This is a genomic window from Paenibacillus sp. FW126-R14, from assembly GCF_058789495.1.
On the sequence record NZ_JBYTBS010000013.1, the window covers coordinates 19,448 to 39,166 of the forward strand.

The 19,719-nt window shown below is 48.3% G+C and carries 16 protein-coding genes and 1 pseudogene; all 17 read left to right on the plus strand.

Translation table 11 applies throughout. The annotated features are described in order from the left end of the window. The first annotated feature begins 138 nt into the window (after positions 1-138). The 17 genes and pseudogenes from AC3WRW_RS11300 to AC3WRW_RS11380 all read left to right on the plus strand — a co-directional run bounded on the left by AC3WRW_RS11300 (position 139) and on the right by AC3WRW_RS11380 (position 19,281). Positions 139-513 carry a DUF2512 family protein gene (locus tag AC3WRW_RS11300; RefSeq protein ID WP_492546419.1) on the plus strand — a complete coding sequence of 125 codons (375 nt, stop codon included), beginning with the start codon at positions 139-141 and terminating at the stop codon, positions 511-513. 292 nt (positions 514-805) lie between these two features. After that, a pseudogene (locus tag AC3WRW_RS11305) lies at positions 806-1,945 on the plus strand (MBL fold metallo-hydrolase); the annotation flags it as partial. Between the two features lie 48 nt (positions 1,946-1,993). After that, on the plus strand, positions 1,994-2,275 hold the full coding sequence (locus tag AC3WRW_RS11310) for a rhodanese-like domain-containing protein (RefSeq protein ID WP_492546497.1): 282 nt from the start codon (positions 1,994-1,996) through the stop codon (positions 2,273-2,275). Between the two features lie 32 nt (positions 2,276-2,307). Beyond that, positions 2,308-2,532 carry a sulfurtransferase TusA family protein gene (locus tag AC3WRW_RS11315; RefSeq protein ID WP_492546420.1) on the plus strand — a complete coding sequence of 75 codons (225 nt, stop codon included), beginning with the start codon at positions 2,308-2,310 and terminating at the stop codon, positions 2,530-2,532. A gap of 8 nt (positions 2,533-2,540) precedes the next feature. Next, positions 2,541-3,023 carry a DsrE/DsrF/DrsH-like family protein gene (locus tag AC3WRW_RS11320; RefSeq protein ID WP_492546421.1) on the plus strand — a complete coding sequence of 161 codons (483 nt, stop codon included), beginning with the start codon at positions 2,541-2,543 and terminating at the stop codon, positions 3,021-3,023. 88 nt (positions 3,024-3,111) lie between these two features. Continuing rightward, positions 3,112-3,372, plus strand: a complete 261-nt coding sequence (locus tag AC3WRW_RS11325) for a metal-sensitive transcriptional regulator (RefSeq protein ID WP_492546422.1) — start codon at positions 3,112-3,114, stop codon at positions 3,370-3,372. Positions 3,373-3,390: 18 nt separating this feature from the next. After that, positions 3,391-3,777, plus strand: a complete 387-nt coding sequence (locus AC3WRW_RS11330; protein ID WP_492546423.1) for a rhodanese-like domain-containing protein — start codon at positions 3,391-3,393, stop codon at positions 3,775-3,777. Between the two features lie 244 nt (positions 3,778-4,021). Beyond that, entirely contained in the window at positions 4,022-5,539 is a 1,518-nt protein-coding gene (locus AC3WRW_RS11335) for an FTR1 family iron permease (protein WP_492546424.1), read from the plus strand. Continuing rightward, positions 5,539-6,750: an EfeM/EfeO family lipoprotein gene (locus AC3WRW_RS11340; protein ID WP_492546425.1), complete on the plus strand. Its 1,212-nt coding sequence runs from the start codon at positions 5,539-5,541 to the stop codon at positions 6,748-6,750. Before AC3WRW_RS11335 ends, AC3WRW_RS11340 begins: the two co-directional genes overlap by 1 nt. 24 nt (positions 6,751-6,774) lie before the next feature. After that, positions 6,775-8,049, plus strand: coding sequence for an iron uptake transporter deferrochelatase/peroxidase subunit (gene efeB / locus AC3WRW_RS11345; protein WP_492546426.1), 1,275 nt, complete (start codon positions 6,775-6,777; stop codon positions 8,047-8,049). Between the two features lie 133 nt (positions 8,050-8,182). Further along, positions 8,183-8,887 carry a polysaccharide deacetylase family protein gene (locus tag AC3WRW_RS11350; protein WP_492546427.1) on the plus strand — a complete coding sequence of 235 codons (705 nt, stop codon included), beginning with the start codon at positions 8,183-8,185 and terminating at the stop codon, positions 8,885-8,887. Between the two features lie 95 nt (positions 8,888-8,982). Beyond that, the gene (locus tag AC3WRW_RS11355) at positions 8,983-9,561 is read left to right on the plus strand and encodes a phosphatase PAP2 family protein (protein ID WP_492546428.1); all 579 of its coding nucleotides are present in this window, start codon (positions 8,983-8,985) and stop codon (positions 9,559-9,561) included. Positions 9,562-9,807: 246 nt separating this feature from the next. Further along, positions 9,808-10,572 (plus strand): IclR family transcriptional regulator, encoded by a 765-nt coding sequence (locus tag AC3WRW_RS11360; RefSeq protein WP_492546429.1) that lies wholly within the window; start codon positions 9,808-9,810, stop codon positions 10,570-10,572. Between the two features lie 85 nt (positions 10,573-10,657). Continuing rightward, complete coding sequence (locus AC3WRW_RS11365) at positions 10,658-11,539, plus strand: fumarylacetoacetate hydrolase family protein (RefSeq protein ID WP_492546430.1); 882 nt, start codon at positions 10,658-10,660, stop codon at positions 11,537-11,539. A gap of 41 nt (positions 11,540-11,580) precedes the next feature. Next, entirely contained in the window at positions 11,581-13,050 is a 1,470-nt protein-coding gene (gene gucD / locus AC3WRW_RS11370) for an alpha-ketoglutaric semialdehyde dehydrogenase GucD (protein WP_492546431.1), read from the plus strand. Between the two features lie 46 nt (positions 13,051-13,096). Further along, positions 13,097-15,079: a YjhG/YagF family D-xylonate dehydratase gene (locus AC3WRW_RS11375; RefSeq protein WP_492546432.1), complete on the plus strand. Its 1,983-nt coding sequence runs from the start codon at positions 13,097-13,099 to the stop codon at positions 15,077-15,079. Positions 15,080-15,642: 563 nt separating this feature from the next. After that, positions 15,643-19,281, plus strand: a complete 3,639-nt coding sequence (locus AC3WRW_RS11380) for a carbohydrate-binding protein (RefSeq protein ID WP_492546433.1) — start codon at positions 15,643-15,645, stop codon at positions 19,279-19,281. The last annotated feature ends 438 nt before the right edge of the window (positions 19,282-19,719 follow it).

The window sequence follows — 19,719 nt, forward strand, 5'->3', positions numbered from 1 at the left end:
TCCTTTATTTAGGGTAAGCATTACGCCATAGTATTCTCAAATTGATGAAAAATATAGGGATACCCCATTCATATTTCAAATGCAAAAGGGCAATGTTAAAAACAAGCGTACATCCTTGATGAAAGAAGGCGAACAACCATGCTGCGAATGCTTGGGAAGCTATTTTTGAAGCTGCTGTTAAACGGTGTTTTTATCGTTCCTCTTTTGATGTATCTAACACAAGCTACACTGGTTGAGGCGATATTTGCCACGTATACGTTTTCGCTTATGTCTTATATTGCAGTCGATCAACTGCTGTTAAGAGTCACCAACAATGGGGCTGCTACTTTAGCCGATATAGGTATGGCTTTTGTTTTCTTTTGGCTGGTAGAACAATACTTCTTCCATTGGTCTTTAAACTTTACGAATGTAGCGATCGTTGCATTGGTGTTCGGCATTATCGAGTTCTTTATGCACAGCTATTTTCAAAAGGACAGAGGCAGACTTGATCGGCATAGTTTTAGCGATAACTAACGTATAGCGTCTACATGAAAGGGATTTGAGCTCTGGAGGTTGCCGAAGCTCCTCCGGAGACAAGTGTCGAAGCAGAAGCGCCGCGGCCAAGGGGAATCCCGTTTAGGGGTTGACGCAATTACATATCTTGTTTATAGTGTTTGTATACCTATACGGGTATACGTAATAATCGTGGTGATAAAGGTGGTGTAAAAAAGAATTCTCATATAACAAAATAGCTAGAAGCTTTTTTTTTGCTCTTTTATATACCCCCATGGGTATTAGATGAGTCATTTAAAGGAGGGAACCAGACATGAACGAAAATCAAATACAAGGCATAACCGCGGCTAGTTTAGCTCAAAAGGTCCTAAGCCCTACTCCTGTTTTTATTTTAGATGTTCGTAATGAAAATGATTTCAACGATTGGAAAATCGAAGGCAAGAACGTCACGATTCGCAACGCGCCCTATTTCGAGCTGCTGGATGGGGTAGATGAGATTGCTGATCAAATCCCGGATGACCAAGAAGTTGTGGTTGTTTGCGCGAAAGAGGGCTCGTCCAAGTTTGTGGCGGAACAGTTGATCGAGGGTGGCAAACGAAATATCGCTTATTTGATTGGCGGCATGAAATCCTGGAGCGAGCATCTGGAGCCTGTGAAAATTGCCGACTTGCAAGAGGGGGGAGCGCTGTACCAATTCAAGCGGTTAGGGAAAGGATGCTTGTCTTACATGATCATTTCAAGCGGCGAAGCCGCAGTTATTGATGCGGTTCGTACTACCGCGGTATTCGAGGATTTTGCGAAGGAAAATCATGCCGTCATCAAACATACCGTGGATACGCATCTACATGCCGATCATATCTCGGGCGGCCGGCAATTAGCCGAGGCAGCGGGAGGATCTTACTGGCTTCCGCAAAAAGATGCGGCAGAGGTTATATTCCCCTACGAGAAGCTGGAAGAAGGCAGCTCTCTTGTTGTTGGCCGTACGAAAGTCGAGATCCAGCCGATCTATTCGCCGGGTCACACGATTGGAAGCACATCGCTCCTTATTGATAATAAATATTTGCTTTCCGGCGATATTTTATTCGTGAAGTCGATTGGCCGCCCTGATTTGGCTGGGAAAGTGGAAGACTGGGTCACAGACCTGAGAACGACTTTGTATGAGCGATATAAACAGCTATCCGACGATTTGATTGTGCTTCCTGCCCATTTTGGCAAGATCGAGGAATTAGGTGACAGAGGGCAGGTGACAGCACGACTAGGTGATTTGTATAAGCAGAATCCGGGTTTAAACATCTACAGTGAAGATGAGTTCAGACGTACCGTTACTGAGAATTTGCCGCCACAACCGAACGCCTATCAGGAAATACGTCAAACGAACATGGGGCGAATAGATCCGACATTGGAGGAGCAGCGTGAAATGGAAATTGGACCCAACCGTTGTGCCGTTCATGATGACAAAACAAAAGAGACGAGATTCCCTCATACCGCTACGAATGACGAGATACATGCCAGAGCGGAAGCGGGAGAGAAGCTCAATATCCTGGATGTAAGAGAGCCCGCTGAATATGCTTTCGGACATATACCCGGGGCCATCTCGCTCCCCTTAGGGGAACTTGAAGAAAAGATGCCGCAGCTTGATCCGCATAAGGAATATTACGTGATATGCCGCAGCGGAAACCGTAGCGATATGGCATGTCAAATGCTAGCAGCGCGAGGTTTTACAAGGATCAAGAATGTAATGCCAGGTATGTCGCAATGGGAACATGACATAGAGCAGGACTAACGGAATTTTCAAATCATAAGGAGGATTATAAAATGGCAGATTTAATTGTTGACGCAAAAGGATTGGCATGTCCAATGCCGATTGTCAAAGCGAAAAAGGGGATCGATTCGTTGGCATCGGGTCAGGTTATGGAGCTGCAAACGACGGATAAAGGGTCGATGAGCGATTTTCAGGCATGGGTCAACCGGACGCAGCACGAACTTCTGGAAGCCAAAGAAAAAGACGGGATTTTCACTTTTCTTGTTAAAAAGGGGTAAGAAGAAGCATGGGAGATAGTCAGGAGAAAACAACGATTGTTCTATTTAGCGGTGAATTGGATAAAGCCATTGCCGCATTTATTATCGCGAACGGAGCTGCCGCTTATGATCATGAAGTCACGATTTTCTTTACTTTTTGGGGACTGAACGTGCTTCGTAAAGAGGAGAGCATAGCGGTCAAAAAAGGCTTTCTGGAGAAAATGTTTGGTAAAATGATGCCTCGCGGCACGGAAAAGCTTGGACTTTCGAAAATGAATTTCGGCGGCATGGGCCCCAAAATGATTAAACATGTCATGAAAAAGCATCGAGCGTTGTCCTTGCCGCAATTAATCGAGTTAGCTCAAGAGCAGGGCGTTAAGCTGGTTGCTTGTACGATGACAATGGATTTGCTCGGCTTGCAGCAGGAAGAGCTGCTTGATGGCATTCATTATGCAGGTGTGGCGGCGTATTTGGGTGATGCTGCTGATGCTAAAGTCAATCTATTCATTTGACCTTTGGTTCTACTGCCCTTCCTATTGTTTTCTCGGACTTCATCAGCAATAATATACCTATACAGGTATAATGAAAGGAAGGCCGCATATGAAATACGATGACGATGTCAAAAAGAGATTAAAGCGCGTGGAAGGACAAATTCGCGGCGTTTTGAAAATGATGGAGGAAGAACAGGATTGTAAGGACGTGGTCAGCCAAATTTCCGCTGTCAGAAGCGCCGCTGATAAAGCGATTGCCTATATCGTTGCGGTCAACTTGGAGCAATGTATCCTTGAAGAGAAGGCGGCCGGACGCGATTCGAGCATGATGGTCAAACAGGCTGTCGAATTGTTAGTGAAAAGCCGCTAGAGGGGAAGAGGTTATGGCATGGATTTTAGAACCATTTTTAATATCGTGGCGTTAGCGTTTTTAGTCTGGTTCATTTATTCCAGGTTTGCAAGCGTAAAAGGTTTAATTAATTTGGCGCCTGAACAATTTCAGGATGCAATCAAAGGGAAGAGCGGTTCTATTCTGATTGATGTGCGTGAACCTAACGAAGTCAAGCAGGGCTTCATCCCAGGGGCGGTCAATATACCATTATCCCAACTGAAACAACGGATGGGTGAAATTCAAAAAAGTGATCGTGTATACCTATATTGCCGCAGTGGAATGAGGAGCAAACAAGCAGCCCGAATTTTAAAAAGGAATGGTTTTAACGAATTATCTCATTTACAGGGCGGGATTATGTCTTGGCCAGGAGAGTTAACCAAATAAACAAAAAATCATTAGCCCTTGCGGTTAATGATTTTTTTATTACTCAGCAGTATGAATCGTATAAGCGGCAGCCTCTTATTTTGGGTATTTTACGAGCCGATGCCTCTTTTTCGTGTGCCTTTTGGCATGTAGGATAAATTGGAATTGACAGATCGCTCTTGGGGAGTAAAATAAACAGAGTGAATCGATAATGATAATCAATATTATGGTTTTCTTGTTTGGGAAAATTCTCAAGTTGGGTGTGATGGAAGTGCGGAAATTTCTGATTACCGGTTGGATGGCTCTCATTTTGCTGCTGTCTCTTCCTATTTCGGTAAGTGCTAATGGGGAAGAAGATCTGAAGAAAGCGGATCTGAACATACAACAAGCCATTCAATTAGCGCAGAGCGGTAAAGTTGAGGAAGCATCGAAGCTGTTTGATGTCTTTCAAACAACCTGGCTTACGATAGAAGATGGCATTAAAGTAACCTCGCTGGCGGCTTATCAAAAGATTGAACAAGCAATGGGAGAAGTCTCCTTTGCCACGTTGAAGCAGCCTGTTGATCAAACTAAGCTAACGAATACGTTGAAAGATTTGCATGAATTAAATGACAGCTTCATATCCGGTAAGCTGGATGTTTTCGGCAAGGTGGCGCAAAGTTCCGAGAAAATCACGATCGCGTCTTTGGTTACATTGCTTGAAGACGTACAGGGCCAACTGAAGCAGAGCGATGTTGAAGGAGCAAAAGCCAACATTCAGAAGCTCCGGAGCTCATGGCTTGACATCGAAGGCATTGTCCTGACACAGTCTTCAGGGGTATATACCTTAATGGAAAGAGATATGGTTACAGCCTATGCGCTGCTCAGCGCAGAACCGGTTAAGTCGAAGGAAGCCGCGATAACCGTTGACCGTATGCATGAAGCGCTTGGACCGTTGGCAGGAAAAACAAGCTATTCGATGCTTGATGCCACGACCATTTTGTTAAGAGAAGGACTCGAAGCTCTGCTTGTCGTTATTGCCTTGCTAGGGTTTTTGACCAAAGCAGGCCATGCGGATAAGAAGCGCTGGATTTGGTATGGTGTAGCGGGAGGCTTATTCATTAGTATCTTGTTAGGCATTATCGTTCAGCAGTTGTTTTCAACAAGCGCTTTTGGCAACAACAACTTCCTAATTGCCGGTTGCACAGGGATTTTTGCAGCCCTAATGTTGGCTTATATGAGTTACTGGCTTCACAGTAAATCTAATATTTCCAATTGGCAGCAATACATACGTAATCAAAGCGTAAAAGCGCTAGCGACAGGAAGCCTCTTTTCTCTTAGTCTGTTGGCTTTTCTAGCTGTATTTCGCGAGGGGACAGAAACGGCGCTTTTCATGATCGGGATGGCCTCATCCATTTCGATATCCTCTTTGGTGGGCGGCATTCTAATCGGAGTTGGGATCTTAGCAGTCGTTGCTTTCTTGATCTTGAAAATCGGAATGAAGGTGCCGATGCGTCCTTTCTTTTTAATCTCGAGCGTGTTCGTTTTCTATCTCTGTTTTAAATTTGCCGGTATGGGAGTGCACGGCTTGCAACTGGCAGGGTACCTGCCTGCGACAACGGCATCGTGGCTGCCAAGCTGGGAGTTCGTTGCTTTGTACCCAACGCTTGAGAGTGCGATACCTCAGTTCGTCCTTCTTATTTGTGCACTGGTTGCCGTACTCATAGATGCTCGCAAAACGATGCAATTTAGGAAAACAGCTTTAATCATAAAAGAAAATCAAACCCCGGAGGGAATATCCTAATGAACAAACATAAACAATTTATTATTTTACTGGCAGCAGTTGCACTTGTTGCGACTGGATGCAGCAAAGGCTCAACGGCACCATCTTCAACAACGAGCGCAGCTCCTGCTGCAAGCCCGACTCCGAACGTAAGCAAAGTACCGGCAAAAGAAGGAGCGGCAGCTTTTCTAAAGACCATCGATGGGGTAAAAGGACAACTGGATCAAAAGCAAGTTAGCGATCCTAAGAAAGTATCCTCTTCCTTAGTGGCTGAGTGGGCAAGCTTTGAGGATGAGGTTAAGCTGAAATACCCTGAATTGTATGTAAAAGTCGAGAAGTTTTTAACGCCGTTAGAAGCCGGATTAACACAAGATAAGCTCGACTATGCGCTGTTGGGGCAGCTGAATGACAGCTTGAAAGGTGCGCTGGCAGAGCTAAGCACTTCATTCAATGAAAATAAAGGCGCAGTAAACGAAGCGGCAATTGCAGGCTCGCAAGCTTTGCAAGAGGCTGCAAAAGCGTATAATAAATATGTACAAGAACAAGGCAACCAAATGGTCACACTGTTGGAGCAATTAAACGCGGCAGTGAAAAGCGGGGATTTGAAAAAAGCGCAGGAAGCGTACGTTGCCGCCCGGATGCCTTATGAAAGAATCGAGCCTGTCATCGAGAAGTTCAAAGAGCTTGATGGCGTAATGGACGCGCGCGTTGACGATTTCAAAGATGAGAAAGATCCTGAATTTACAGGTTTCCACCGTATTGAGAACTTGCTATTCGTTCAAAAGTCAACTAAAGATGCAGAGCCGTTCGCTGCACGATTGCTCGAAGATGGCAAGAAAATGCAGCAAAGCATTGCTGCAACGAACATTGAAGCCGCAGATTTTGTTACGGGCGTAGGCGAGCTGATGGAAGAAGCGCAAACGACGAAAATTACCGGTGAAGAAGAGCGTTGGAGCGGAGCGACGGTTCCTGTCATCAGAGCCAATGTCGAAGGCGCTCAGAAAATTTATGATCTTGTCAAAGAAGAATTGAAGAAGAAAGATGCTGCGCTTGACGAGAAAATCAGCAAAAGCCTATCGAGCGTTATCGAGGCTATGAACTCCTTATCGCCAGTGGGAGCAACATGGAACGATTTTGGGAAAGTCGAGCAAGCGAAGCAAGTGGATTTGAAAAATAAATTGGAAGCACTGGCGGAACCGCTTGTAAAAATGCCTGGAACATTGGGGCAATAATCCGCAAAGGGGTATGACATTGTCATGGGAGATAAAATAAATCGTCGTACGTTTCTAGGGATGACAGCCGCCGGTGCCGCCGGCTTGATACTCGGTGAATTCATGGGTAAAGAGCGGGAGCCCGAACTCGTAGCGCCTGTGACCACACAAGCGGCTAACGATGAAAGTAAAGCGGAGCTGGTACCTTTCTACGGTGCTCATCAAACCGGCGTCGTAACTCCGCAGCAAAACTTTGCCAATGTTGCCGCATTCGATATAACGACTGACGACCGGAAGCAGCTGCAGGAATTATTCAAGACTTGGACGGAAATGGCAGCTACCTTGATGGCGGGCAAGCCACTAGCTGAAGAGCCTCAAGAGGGCAAATTTCCTCCGATCGATACCGGAGAGCAAATCGGCCTGAGCACAGGTAAGCTGACCTTAACTTTTGCTGTTGGCGCAACCTTTTTTGAAAAAGAAGGAAAGGACCGCTTCGGACTCCAATCGCGCAAGCCTCAAGGTTTGACGGAAATGCCGATTTTCCATAAAGACTCTCTGCAAGAGCAGTTGACGCACGGGGACATTGTCATTCAAGCCTGTTCCGACGATCCGATGGTGTGTTTCCATGCCATTCGGAATTTAGCTAAAGCGGCGCGCGGCGTTGCTCATTTGAGATGGCAGCAAACCGGCCAATTAGGGATCAAATCCGATGGCACCAAACGTAATTTGTTCGGTTTCAAAGACGGTACGAACAACCCCGCGCTTAACGACGATTCTTTTATGAAAAATAACGTTTGGCTTGACGGTGCTGACGGAACTCCATGGCTTGCCGGAGGAACGTTTATGGTCGTCCGCCGCATTAACATGCGGATCGAAACGTGGGATCAGCAGCCGTTCACGAATCAGGAGCAAATCATCGGCCGTCAAAAGGTTTCAGGTGCGCCGATGGATGCTCAGAAAGAATTCGATCAACCGAATTTCGCCCAAGATGCCAATGGAGATAAAACGGCTCTGGATTCGCATATCCGGCTTTCCAATCCGAGAGACGGAGAGAAGTCGGAGCGTGAACGGATTCTTCGCCGGGGCTATAATTTCATGGAGAATTTGGATAGCGTAGGAAGAATGAATGCAGGGCTATTATTCGTATGTTTCAACAAAAACTTGCAAACGCAGTTTGAATCTATTCAAAAGCGGTTGGCAAACCCCAAAAAACCCGATCAAATGCTAGCTTATACCGTGACGACCGGCGGAGGCTATTTCGCGGTTCTTCCGGGTGTAACAGGCCCAGGTACTTATTTGGGACAAAATTTATTCGGATAACCGGCTATGATATGAAACGAGAGACAGATGTCTTTCGTTTTTTTATTTGCAGAGAGATTTCTCATAATATTTTCATCATTTATCATTATAATAGAGTGAATGGTGCATTTCTTGGGGGAGGGTGTGATCGGGCATGAGTAAATTAGTAGTCTCCATACTCGTCGTTCTTTTCGTGTATACAATCTTGCCTACACTTATGGTCCGCAGCATGGGTCGATTCGGCGTGAATGGCAGGGGGAAGAGAACGAACGGGATAGCTCTTACATTCGATGATGGTCCTGATCCTGAGTATACCCCTCAGCTGCTTGATCTTTTGCAAACATTTCAAATAAAATCGACCTTTTTTGTGCTCGGATCTAAGGCGGAGAAATACCCGGAACTGATCGTTCGAATGCACAAGGAAGGGCATTTGATCGGGATTCATAATTATGAGCATTGGGCGAATGCGTTAATGACGCCAAAGAAAGTCAGGCGGCAGCTGGACGACTCGGTAACGGCTATCGAAAATATCATAGGTGTGAAACCAGTTTACTATCGTCCGCCGTGGGGAATTATTAATATATTTGATTTGTTATTATTGAAAAGATTTCGATTAGTCTTATGGTCGCTGATGGTCCGTGATTGGAGCAGCAGAGGAGGAAAAGAAAGAATCAAATACAGACTTCAGAAAAATTTGAAGCATACCGATATTATCGTTTTGCATGATAGCGGGCAGACGTTTGGCGCTGATCATAATGCTCCGATGTATATGCTGGAAGCATTGGGCGAATTTTTGGAAGAATGTACGCGGCGAGGGTTCACCTTTCTGCGCGTCGATAAAAAACTGGATAAGGTTTAACCTGAAAGGATATTTGATTAATGAATTTGAACATGCAGCTTAGTCGTGCATTATTGATAAGTCTTTTAAGTGCAATCTGTTTTGGAGCTATAGCGTTGTTGGTAAATGGTGAAAAGTTGGTTCAATTCGATCGTTCGATCATTTCATATGTTCAAGGCATGGAGCATCCGCTTCTTACGAGTATCATGAAATTTTTCACTTTCATAGGCGGAGGGTATCCGGTTGTCGTTATTACGATCGTTATTATATTTTTTCTGTACAAGGTCCTGCATCATCGAAGAGAACTGATTTTATTTCTGTGGGTCGTCATCGGATCGGCGCTTTTAAACGAAACTTTAAAGCTTATTTTCGGGCGCGCCAGACCAACGATACACCGCATCGCCGAAGCAACCGGCTTTAGCTTTCCCAGCGGGCATTCCATGGCTGCTTTTAGTTTATACGGCGTTGTCGCTTTCTTGCTTTGGCGGCATATCGCAACGCGACTCGGCCGCGGAATACTTATTCTAGTCAGCGTCGCGATGATCCTGGCCATAGGAGTCAGCCGAATTTATCTTGGCGTACATTATCCAAGCGATGTGATTGGAGGCTTCTTAGCCAGCGGGAGTTGGCTAGCTGTTTCTATTTGGTTTTATCAGCGGTATCAGGAGAAACGATACGAAGCAAGAGTTAAATAAGCATCTTTGCTAAGGTGATTATGTATGCAGGGAGATCTCTTACAGGATCTCCCTTCTTCAATTAAATGGCGGCGAATCGAATGATTCTAATAAGCAGAAGTCTTCTAAGCACGACAATTCCCCTGTTGTTCATAGTATGGAATTAGTCAAATTCGCAATTGGAGTCCGGGTTGTCGCGGGCCATATTTTCGACTTGCTTGCAGGGACGTTTAAGATTATGATGGATTTGTAGATAGAGGTGAGACCATGCCTATTATTCAAGCGCTGGACAGAGCACTTAAGATTTTGGATTTATTCGACGAGCATACGACAGAGCTGAAAATTACAGAAATCAGCGCGAGGATGGAGCTTCACAAGAGTACGATTCACTCGTTATTGAAAACGCTTCAGCTGCACGGTTACATCCATCAAGATGCGGAAACAGGCAAATACAAGTTAGGGCTGAAGCTTGTAGAAAAGGGTCAGCTCATGCTGCAAAGCTTGGACATCCGAACTGCTGCGCGAAAGCATTTGGCTGCTTTGTCAGAACAGACCGGCCAAACGACCCATCTCGTCATTCTGGATGGCAAAGAAGGCGTATATTTGGATAAGGTCGAGGGGGAAAAGGCGGCAATCCGGTATTCCCGAATAGGCCGTAGAATTTCTCTTCACAGCAGCGCGGTAGGCAAAGTACTGACAGCTTTTAGAACGAAGGAAGAGATCGATTCGCTTCTTCGTGATTACCGGTTCTCCAAGATGACTGAAGCAACGATCACGGATAAGGATGCTTATCTTCACGAGCTGAATCAGGTAAGAGAGCAAGGGTATTCGATTGACAATGAGGAGAACGAACCGGGCGTTCGGTGCGTGGCGGCTCCCGTTTTCCAGTATAACGGCTCGGTTGCGGCTGCGATTAGCCTATCAACATTAGTTTCAACGGTAGATGATGCATTGTTGAAGCAGTATATTGCTCTTCTTAGGCAAGAAGCGGCAACGATTTCACAGACCCTGGGGTTTCGGCACGTTTTGTAAAGCATGTCGAGTCCAGGCATTTTTAATCGCAATATTTGAGAACCTAGTTTTATAATATAAAACAAATAAGAGGAGTTAGCAATCTATGAGAATTATCCGTTTTGTACATGAAGGCTCTGTTCAGCTAGCCGCCGTGAATGACAACGACCAAATTTTTGCCCTGCCGCAAAGCGATTTTCTAGCCTTGATCAAGGAAGCAGACGACAGGAAGCTCTCACCTCTTCAATTGGTTTTCCAAACTATCGAAAATAGTAAAGCGCTTTCAACTGCGTTGAATCAGCTCCAGCTTCTCGTTCCGGTTGAAGCGCCGGAAGTGTGGGCTGCCGGGGTTACTTATGAGCGAAGCCGGGATGCGCGGAATTACGAGGCGACTGAGGGCAGGCTCGATGCTGCGACATTTTACGATAAAGTGTATGATGCCGTACGTCCGGAAATTTTCTTCAAATCGACGGCTGCGCGCACGGTAGGTCCGGGCGGCAGCGTGCAGCTCCGAAGCGATTCCGTGTGGCAGGTGCCGGAACCGGAACTTGGGCTCGTTCTGAACGCATATGGCGAAATCATCGGATATACGATCGGCAACGATATGAGCTGCCGGGATATTGAAGGCGAGAATCCGCTCTATCTGCCTCAAGCTAAGGTATGGAAGCGTTCCTGCTCATTGGGACCCGCAATCCGCTTAGCCGAAACGGTAGACAATCCTTACAGCTTGCAGATTGCCAGCCGAATTTATCGCAATGGGGAGCTAGCCGTTGAGGGAACGGCGAATACAAGCCAGCTCAAACGGAAGCTGGAGGAATTGACCGAATTTTTGATGCGGGATAATGAATTGTTTGACGGAACAGTGCTGCTGACGGGGACGTGCATTGTCCCGCCGAACGAGTTTACACTTGCTCATGGAGACAGGATCGAAATTGAGATTTCCGGAATCGGAACTCTGATCAATCAAGTCATAGGTGCAGGAAGCTAATTAACATTTTTAAATTATCATACATTCAAGGAGGAATTAATATGACATCCGTATTTGTCGGAGGACAAACGTATTTGAATTATTTGAACGGGGAGTGGCGTCCGGCTGCTACAGGGCAAACCGTTCCAAGCATGAATCCTGCAAGAAAAAGCGAAGTCGTAGGCTATGTGCAGTCATCTTCATTGGAAGATTTGAACCAAGCGGTTGCGTCCGCGAAAGCGGCGCAGCCTGGCTGGAGAAAGCTGCCCGGCTCAGTCAGAGGCGATTACTTGTTTAAAGCGGCCAATGCGCTGGAAAGACGCATCGATGAAATCGCGGAGACGATGACACGTGAAATGGGCAAAACGCTCCCGGAAGCCAAAGGGGAAACGGCACGGGGAATTGCCATCCTGCGCTATTATGCCGGTGAAGGGATGCGGAAGATCGGGGACGTCATTCCGTCCACGGACAGCGAAGCGCTGATGTTTACGACCCGTGTGCCGCTAGGCATTGTTGGCGTGATTTCACCATGGAATTTCCCTGTGGCGATTCCGGTATGGAAAATGGCTCCTGCCTTAATCTATGGCAATACGGTTGTGCTGAAGCCGGCTCAGGAGACGGCCGTGACGGCTGCTAAAGTCGTGGAATGCCTGGCGGAAGCGGGGCTTCCTGCGGGGGTTTTGAATTTGGTGACGGGCAGCGGATCCGTTATCGGGCAAGGTTTAGCCGAACATCCGGACGTAAACGGAATTACATTTACCGGCTCCAACCAAGTCGGCAAACGGGTGGGTCAGGCGGCATTAGCCAGAGGAGCGAAATATCAGCTTGAGATGGGCGGCAAAAATCCGATCATCATCGCTGCCGATGCCGATCTGGATTTGGCGGTTGACGCCACGATCTCCGGCGGAATCCGGTCGACTGGGCAGAAATGTACAGCCACAAGCCGGGTCATCGTGCATCGTGATGTATATGAATCTTTTAAAGAAAAGCTGCTGAACAAATTAAAAGGTTTAACCGTGGGACACGGCCTGGATGCCGGTACGTGGCTCGGCCCTTGCGCCAATGAAAATCAACTGCATACCGTGCAATCCTACATTCAAAAAGGGATCGAGGAAGGAGCCGAGCTGTTGTTCGGCGGCGCATCCCCGGATGATCCGGACCTCGCCGAAGGCTTCTATATTCAGCCTACGGTGTTCGATAAAGTAACACCGGAGATGGCGATTGCCCGGGAAGAAATATTCGGCCCGGTCCTTGCGCTGATTCAGGTCGAATCGCTGGAAGAAGCTATTCAAGTGGCTAATGATTCGGATTACGGTCTGAGCGCTTCCATTTATACGCAAAGCATTAGTCATATTCTGGCGTTTATTCAAGATATGGACGCCGGTCTGGTAAGAATCAATGCCGAGACAGCCGGGGTGGAGCTTCAGGCGCCGTTCGGCGGCATGAAGCAGTCCAGTTCGCATTCGCGCGAACAAGGCCAGGCGGCCATTGAATTTTTCACCTCGATCAAAACGGTCTTTCTTAAAGCGTAAGCGTATTTCGTGGGCTATGAAACCTGGTTCGGAAGGGTGAAGGTGGATGACAGAGCAATTACAATCGATTATGACAAGTGAAAATAACGATTTGTATCAGATTCATACGCACGCACAGGGCCCGCAAGGCTCATTGCCGCTATCCAAAGAAATGCTGCTGCATGCTCCAAGCGGAGATTTGTTCGGGCTGACCCAAAATGTGGGGATGGGCTGGAAGCCTTCTCGTTTGAAAGGCAAACAGTATCTTTTGTTGAGCACGCAAGGAGGCATACGCAAGGAAGACGGCAGTCCCGTTGCCCTTGGCTATCACACCGGCCACTGGGAAGTCGGCCTGCTGACGCAGGCTGCGGCTGAGGTGATCGCAGGCAGCGGGGGAGTTCCTTTTGCCGGCTATGTGAGCGACCCTTGCGACGGCAGGTCCCAGGGGACGGAAGGGATGTTCGACTCGCTTCCGTACCGCAACGATGCAGCGATCGTTTTCCGGCGGCTCATCCGCTCATTGCCGACGCGCAAAGGCGTGCTCGGTGTGGCAACCTGCGACAAGGGACTGCCCGCCATGATGATTGCGCTGGCCGGCATGCACGAGCTCCCTTGCGTCATCGTGCCCGGCGGGGTGACTTTGCCGCCGACGGAAGGCGAGGATGCCGGGAAAATCCAAACCATCGGCGCAAGGTATGCCAGTGGCGAAATCAGCCTGGAAGACGCCGCCGATCTGGGCTGCCGGGCTTGCGCCACACCGGGGGGAGGGTGCCAGTTTCTTGGCACGGCGGCTACTTCGCAGGTGGTTGCAGAAGCAATGGGCATGACGGTGCCCCATGCAGCGCTGGCTCCATCTGGCCAGCCCGTCTGGGAGGAGATGGCAAGGCAGTCGGCCCGCGCCATGATGACGCTGGAGGAGAAAGGGATCCGGATGAAGGATATTGTGACCGAAGCGTCCATCCACAATGCGATGGTTGTGCATGCGGCCTTTGGCGGATCGACCAATTTACTGCTGCATATCCCCGCTTTCGCCCATGCGGCGGGTCTGCCCGTGCCGACCGTGCAAGATTGGATTCGGATCAATAAAACCGTGCCTAGATTAGTCAGCGTTTTGCCGAACGGTCCGGAATATCATCCGACGGTGAGAGTGTTTCTGGCCGGAGGGGTGCCGGAAGTGATGCTGCATCTGCGGCGTTTGGGCGTACTGCAAGAACAAGCGTTAACCGTAACCGGCGAGACGCTGGGCACAGTGCTGGACTGGTGGGAAACGAGCGAGCGCCGGGGGCGGATGAGAAGCTTGCTTATGGAAATGGACGGCATCGATGCGGACAATGTCATTATGAGTCCGGAACGTGCCAAAGCGCGAGGATTAACCTCCACCGTTACGTTTCCTATGGGCAATTTGGCTCCGGAAGGATCGGTCATTAAATCGACGGCGATTGACCCCGCAACAGTCGGAGAAGATGGCGTTTACCGGCATCGGGGCAAAGCCAAGGTGTTTACCTCGGAGAAAGCGGCCATCAGGGCTATCAAGAACGGCGTCATTCAAGCCGGAGATATTATGGCGTTGATCGGGCGCGGACCATCGGGTACAGGGATGGAGGAAACCTATCAACTAACCTCGGCTCTCAAACATTTGCCGTTCGGCAAATATGTGTCTTTAATTACCGATGCGCGTTTTTCGGGGGTTTCCACGGGTGCCTGCATCGGCCATGTCGGACCTGAAGCGCTGGCCGGCGGTCCGATCGGCAAGCTGCGGGATGGCGATATGATCGACATCATGGTTAATCGCAACAGTTTGGAAGGGACGATCCACTTTGTGGGCGAAGGCGACGACGTGCTGACCCCCGAAGAAGGAGCCCGCGTGCTTGCTGCTCGCGACCCGCACCCGGAGCTTGCCGCCGACGAAAAACTTCCTGACGATACCCGTTTATGGGCTGCCTTGCAGTCTGTCAGCGGGGGAACTTGGGCAGGGAGCGTGTACGATGTAGAGCGGATTCTCGCCGTCTTGGAAGCGGGTAAGAAAGCTTTGGCCGAGCGGGTGAACTAGGCGAATGTCTGCGCTGGTGCGGGGGAATAGTCGACTGTCCGGCCGGTATCAGGTTAGAGCGGGCAGGTAGGGTAGGGTAACTACAGGGTTCTATTTTAGCAAAAGCAGCGCTTTGAGCGTGGGAGAGGGAACGAGTGTTCTCTATTTGGCAGCGGAGGACAGATATTTGATTGAAAGGTATCTATTAAGACCCTGTAGTTCCCCTTCACGGCGGGCGATCCTTGCGATCCTCCGGGGACGACTCCGAACGCTACTTCAAGCACAGCATGTTAGCCCACAGCTCCCCGCAATTCTGAGGGGGACCCGCTTACCCAGAGCGTCACAAAATACCGTCAGGAGAAAAGCTGCCTGACGGTATTTCTTTTTGCAGCCGCTGGAATATTATTGAAATTGCTCGTAATTTCACTTATAATCAGTATTAAGTATTACTAGTATTACTAGTTGCACAAGTGAATGGAGCTTATGGTAGACGTTGAGTGGAAGGAGGTCTTCTTTTTTTTAGATCGTTGCAGCTCAGTGAAGCATATTTCGCAATAAGAAATCCAGGAATAGGAGAGTGATCCATGTTGTTGAAAGCAAGTCTCCGGGGAGCGCTTAGTTTAAGTTTATGCCTTTCTTTGGTTTTAGGCTGGCTGCCTATGCCAGAGGCCAAAGGGGCAACAGCGGTAAGTGTGGTTGACTGGAACAATGAGAAGCAAGTCATGGACGGGCTTGGAGGTGCTTTTGCCTTTAATAAAGCCGCTGGCATCAAGCAAATTTATGACCAAGACCCGGTTGCCGGCCGTGAGCTCTTAGATTTGGTTTTTAGCCATGAGAAAGGAATCGGGCTTGATATCGTCCGTGTTAATCTTGGAGACGGCGGAATTGTAAACGCTGCCACAAAGGCCGAGTGGGGCAACCGCTTCTATGACGGTCCGACGGACACGATTTGGCCGGAGAAGAATGAAGGCTTCGTCTGGGATCAGCCGGACTGGGCGTCCCGCAAGGCGCAGTTTGACGAGTCGCAAGTCTGGATTATGAAGGAAGCGATGAATTATGGCGTCAAGACATTTTATGCCGACGCTTGGTCGCCTCCGTACTGGATGAAGACGAATAACAGCGTGCTGGGTCAGAGCGGTGCCAAATTAAAAGCGGAAAACTATCAGGATTATGCCGATTACCTCGTTCAATATGCAATTGGGTATAAGCGTGAATTCGGTATTGGGATTACCCATATCGGACCGGCGAATGAGTCTGAGGCGGCGCATGCATCCTATTCGGGATTCGTCATAACCGCAGCGGAATATAAAGATTTTATGCAAAATTATTTGGGACCGACGCTTCAGAAAGCGATCGATGGAGGTAAATTTGCGGAATTGGGCATGGCGCCTCCCGTGATCGTGGCTCCCGAGGGAACGAATTTGAACGCTTCGCTGAGTCTGGGGCGTCCAATGCTCGAGGATCCGGCATCCAGCAAATATGTAGGCGTATTCTCGACACACTTGTACGGAACTTCAAACTTCAATAACGGTCCGATTACTTCTACAGGCGCGGGCGGCGTATACCCGGATCTTTTGCGAAACTTCAAATTATGGCAAACGGAATTCATGACGCAGAACACGGCAAACTCTTCTGCTGCCGCCAATACGCAAATTTATGCGAATCAGACGATCACCGACGGTGTCCAATGGGCAAACCTGCTAACGAACATGTTTACAAGCGATCCTGGGTTCAACTCGTTTCTATGGTGGTGGCCGATTGGAAATAACGGTGCTGACGGTTCAGATTTGATTCGGTTAGCGACGACGGGTTCACCCCAAGGAAACGGCTCCACCGTTACAGGCTTGTACAGAGTATTTAAACGTTTATATACGTTTGGCAACTTCTCCCGATTTATTCACCCCGGCGATATTCGAATTGACGCTACCCGGGTCCCGGCGAAAGGGATGAACGTATCCGCTTATAAGAATCCTAAGAACAACGAATTTGCTATCATAGCCGTCAACAGCGGAACAGAGAATCAAACTGTAAGCTTCAAACTGGACAACTTTCCGGCAGGTACATCCTCCGTTGTGGGCTATCGCACGTCCGCCAGTGAAAATCAGAAGCTTCTTGATGCGATCGCTGTCACGGACGGATCTTTCCAGGCAAACATTCCGGCAAATTCCGTCATCACGTTTGTTCCCCGCAATGATCATAATCTTCCGGGGCTGACGGCTAAAAGGGACATTTTCTCTACCCTTGAAGCGGAAGACAATGACGGGGCATCCGGAACGTTCCCGATCATTCCGGGCGGTGCCAATGAAGCTTTATCCGGCGTATCGAACGGCAGCTATATTAAATTTGCCAATGTCAACTTTGCCGATGGCTCCGCCAACGGCGGTATAGTCAGGCGGCATGTGCTAAGCATGAATGCTGTAGCTGCCTCCATAGACGGGGGATTCATCGAAGTGCGGATCGATGATCCGGCTGCGGGCAAAGTGGTGGGCACATTTAACATTCCGGGCAAAAACAACGGCGACGCCTATGCGTCCTATCCGGCCCAGATCGATACGGGAGACAATGCGGCCAACGGTTATCACGATGTTTACATGGTGTTCCACGGAAACGGCTCGAAGTTGTTCCATATCGACCGCTTTGAGTTTGACCAAAGCGTACTTCCGTCCGGAAACATTTTGACGAACGGAAGTTTTGAAGATGCGCCGGCAGTTGCATGGGAAAGAGCGTATGGCTCGGCAGGCACGACGTTCGATCGAACGACGAACCAGAACTATTCCGCGCCTCCGACAGCGCCGTCTTCGACAACGGCCTATTCCGTGATGGTGACGAATCGGCAGGAAGCAGCGAACGGCATCGCCCAAGTAATAACGAATAAGGTAAGTGCAAACGCGAAGTATAAAGTGAATGGCTTTTTTATGCCTGCAAAAGAAGGAGTGACAGGGAAAATCAACTTGATTGCGCTTGATGCAGCAGGAAATGTGGTGTATACCAAAACGGTTGCCGAGAGAAGCAATTTGAAAGCGATGGTTTGGTCGCAAGTCGATTCCGTGTTTACCTTTGAAAAGCCGGACATGGAGTATGAGAAACTGAAAATCGTATATACGGACTCAGGGACGGATACTTTATATGTAGACGAAGCTGCTTTGGTTCCATATACCGACAATGTATTGTCTATTCGTCCTGTTGACATCGTTACAAAGGCAGGGACGGCACCTCTTCTTCCCACCGTTGTTACAGCCGTCTATAGTTCAGGCGCCCAGTCGCAATTACGTGTTATCTGGGATTTTGTTGACCCGTCCAGTTACACCAGCGAAGGAAGTTTTACCGTCACGGGTACGGTGCAGGGAACCTTCCTGAAAGCAACTGCTTCTGTAACCGTTACGGCGTCATCCGGCAGTTCCGATCCAACTAGCTTGACAGGCCCGGAGCAGGTTTCAACCGGCAATGTGTTTGATTTGACTTTCGGATTGAAGGAATACGGGCGGGATGCGCTAGCTCAAGATATGACGGTGAGCTTCGATGCAAATATGCTGGAATTCGTTGCGCCTGCCTCGCTCAATAAAGATTTTCAAGTGGTCGATTATAAAGTGATTGAGCCTGGGAAAATCCGCTTCATTAACGTGTTCTTCGGCAATCTCCAGGGGGATCCGAATGGAGCTCTCTTGAAGCTGCAATTCAAAGCCAAATCGGATGCCGCAGCCGGAGATACCGATGTGACCATTTCCAATGTCGTATTGGCTGGCCATGATGGCGTTGAGCATGAGATTGCGGGAACTTTGCATCGCATTCACATTGCTATTGTTGAGAAGCAGGATCTGACCCAACTGATTGCGGAAGCACAAAGCGTTTATGCAAACGCAACCGAAGGCAGGCTTGCAGGCCAATATCCTGCAGGATCGAAAGCGGCACTCCATACGGCGATTGACGCCGCTACGCAAGTTGCTAATGATACGTCAGCGACGCAGCAGGATATAGATCAGGCGAAATCTGCCTTGGCTCAGGCGCTGCAATTGTTCCGCAGCTTGGTCATCGTATCGATACCGGGCGATATCAACAATGATAATAAAGTAAGCATCGGCGATTTGGCAATCATGGCCAAAGCCTACGGCAAAACGTCGGCAGATCCGGACTGGAGTTCGGTCGCGAGCTTAGACCTTAATGGAGACGGCATCATCGATATCGCAGATTTAGCTCAATTGGCATTATTGATTCTCAACTGGTAAAACCTTCAATCCGTCAAAAGCAGTTCTGTTGTGGCATTTAACAGAACTGCTTTTTTCAGTAGATATGAAAGTATAAGTTTTATACTCAAGAAATAAAGTTTTTTTCGGAAAGGCTGGAACATGATTGAAATTGCTTTGCGTTTCATTTATAATCAGATTAAAGTATTACTAGTATTACTAGTAATATAAGAAATCTTTAAGACGTTAGTCGTTAATTACGGGAGGAAGGAGGTCATTATTTTCTAGGGTCAAAAAGAATAAGGGATTTCCGGATGGACGGATATCCTGCGCCATTCCGACAATCCCGACGATTCCAGCCGTCTTGCCACTTGTTTCATTCTTCTTGAAAATGGAAGCGATTTCATTTTTGGCCGACCCTCATGCCTACCATGACCGATATGCGTGCATATCCGCCTACCTAAGAAATGCATAATTCAA

Bases quoted from the DNA above. Each gene is read 5' to 3' on its own strand.
- AC3WRW_RS11300 (WP_492546419.1), top strand. From the start codon at position 139: ATGCTGCGAATGCTTGGGAAGCTATTTTTGAAGCTGCTGTTAAACGGT.
- AC3WRW_RS11315 (WP_492546420.1), top strand. From the start codon at position 2,308: ATGGCAGATTTAATTGTTGACGCAAAAGGATTGGCATGTCCAATGCCG.
- AC3WRW_RS11320 (WP_492546421.1), top strand. From the start codon at position 2,541: ATGGGAGATAGTCAGGAGAAAACAACGATTGTTCTATTTAGCGGTGAA.
- AC3WRW_RS11325 (WP_492546422.1), top strand. From the start codon at position 3,112: ATGAAATACGATGACGATGTCAAAAAGAGATTAAAGCGCGTGGAAGGA.
- AC3WRW_RS11330 (WP_492546423.1), top strand. From the start codon at position 3,391: ATGGATTTTAGAACCATTTTTAATATCGTGGCGTTAGCGTTTTTAGTC.
- AC3WRW_RS11335 (WP_492546424.1), top strand. From the start codon at position 4,022: ATGGAAGTGCGGAAATTTCTGATTACCGGTTGGATGGCTCTCATTTTG.
- AC3WRW_RS11340 (WP_492546425.1), top strand. From the start codon at position 5,539: ATGAACAAACATAAACAATTTATTATTTTACTGGCAGCAGTTGCACTT.
- efeB (WP_492546426.1), top strand. From the start codon at position 6,775: ATGGGAGATAAAATAAATCGTCGTACGTTTCTAGGGATGACAGCCGCC.
- AC3WRW_RS11350 (WP_492546427.1), top strand. From the start codon at position 8,183: ATGAGTAAATTAGTAGTCTCCATACTCGTCGTTCTTTTCGTGTATACA.
- AC3WRW_RS11360 (WP_492546429.1), top strand. From the start codon at position 9,808: ATGCCTATTATTCAAGCGCTGGACAGAGCACTTAAGATTTTGGATTTA.
- AC3WRW_RS11365 (WP_492546430.1), top strand. From the start codon at position 10,658: ATGAGAATTATCCGTTTTGTACATGAAGGCTCTGTTCAGCTAGCCGCC.
- gucD (WP_492546431.1), top strand. From the start codon at position 11,581: ATGACATCCGTATTTGTCGGAGGACAAACGTATTTGAATTATTTGAAC.
- AC3WRW_RS11375 (WP_492546432.1), top strand. From the start codon at position 13,097: ATGACAGAGCAATTACAATCGATTATGACAAGTGAAAATAACGATTTG.
- AC3WRW_RS11380 (WP_492546433.1), top strand. From the start codon at position 15,643: ATGTTGTTGAAAGCAAGTCTCCGGGGAGCGCTTAGTTTAAGTTTATGC.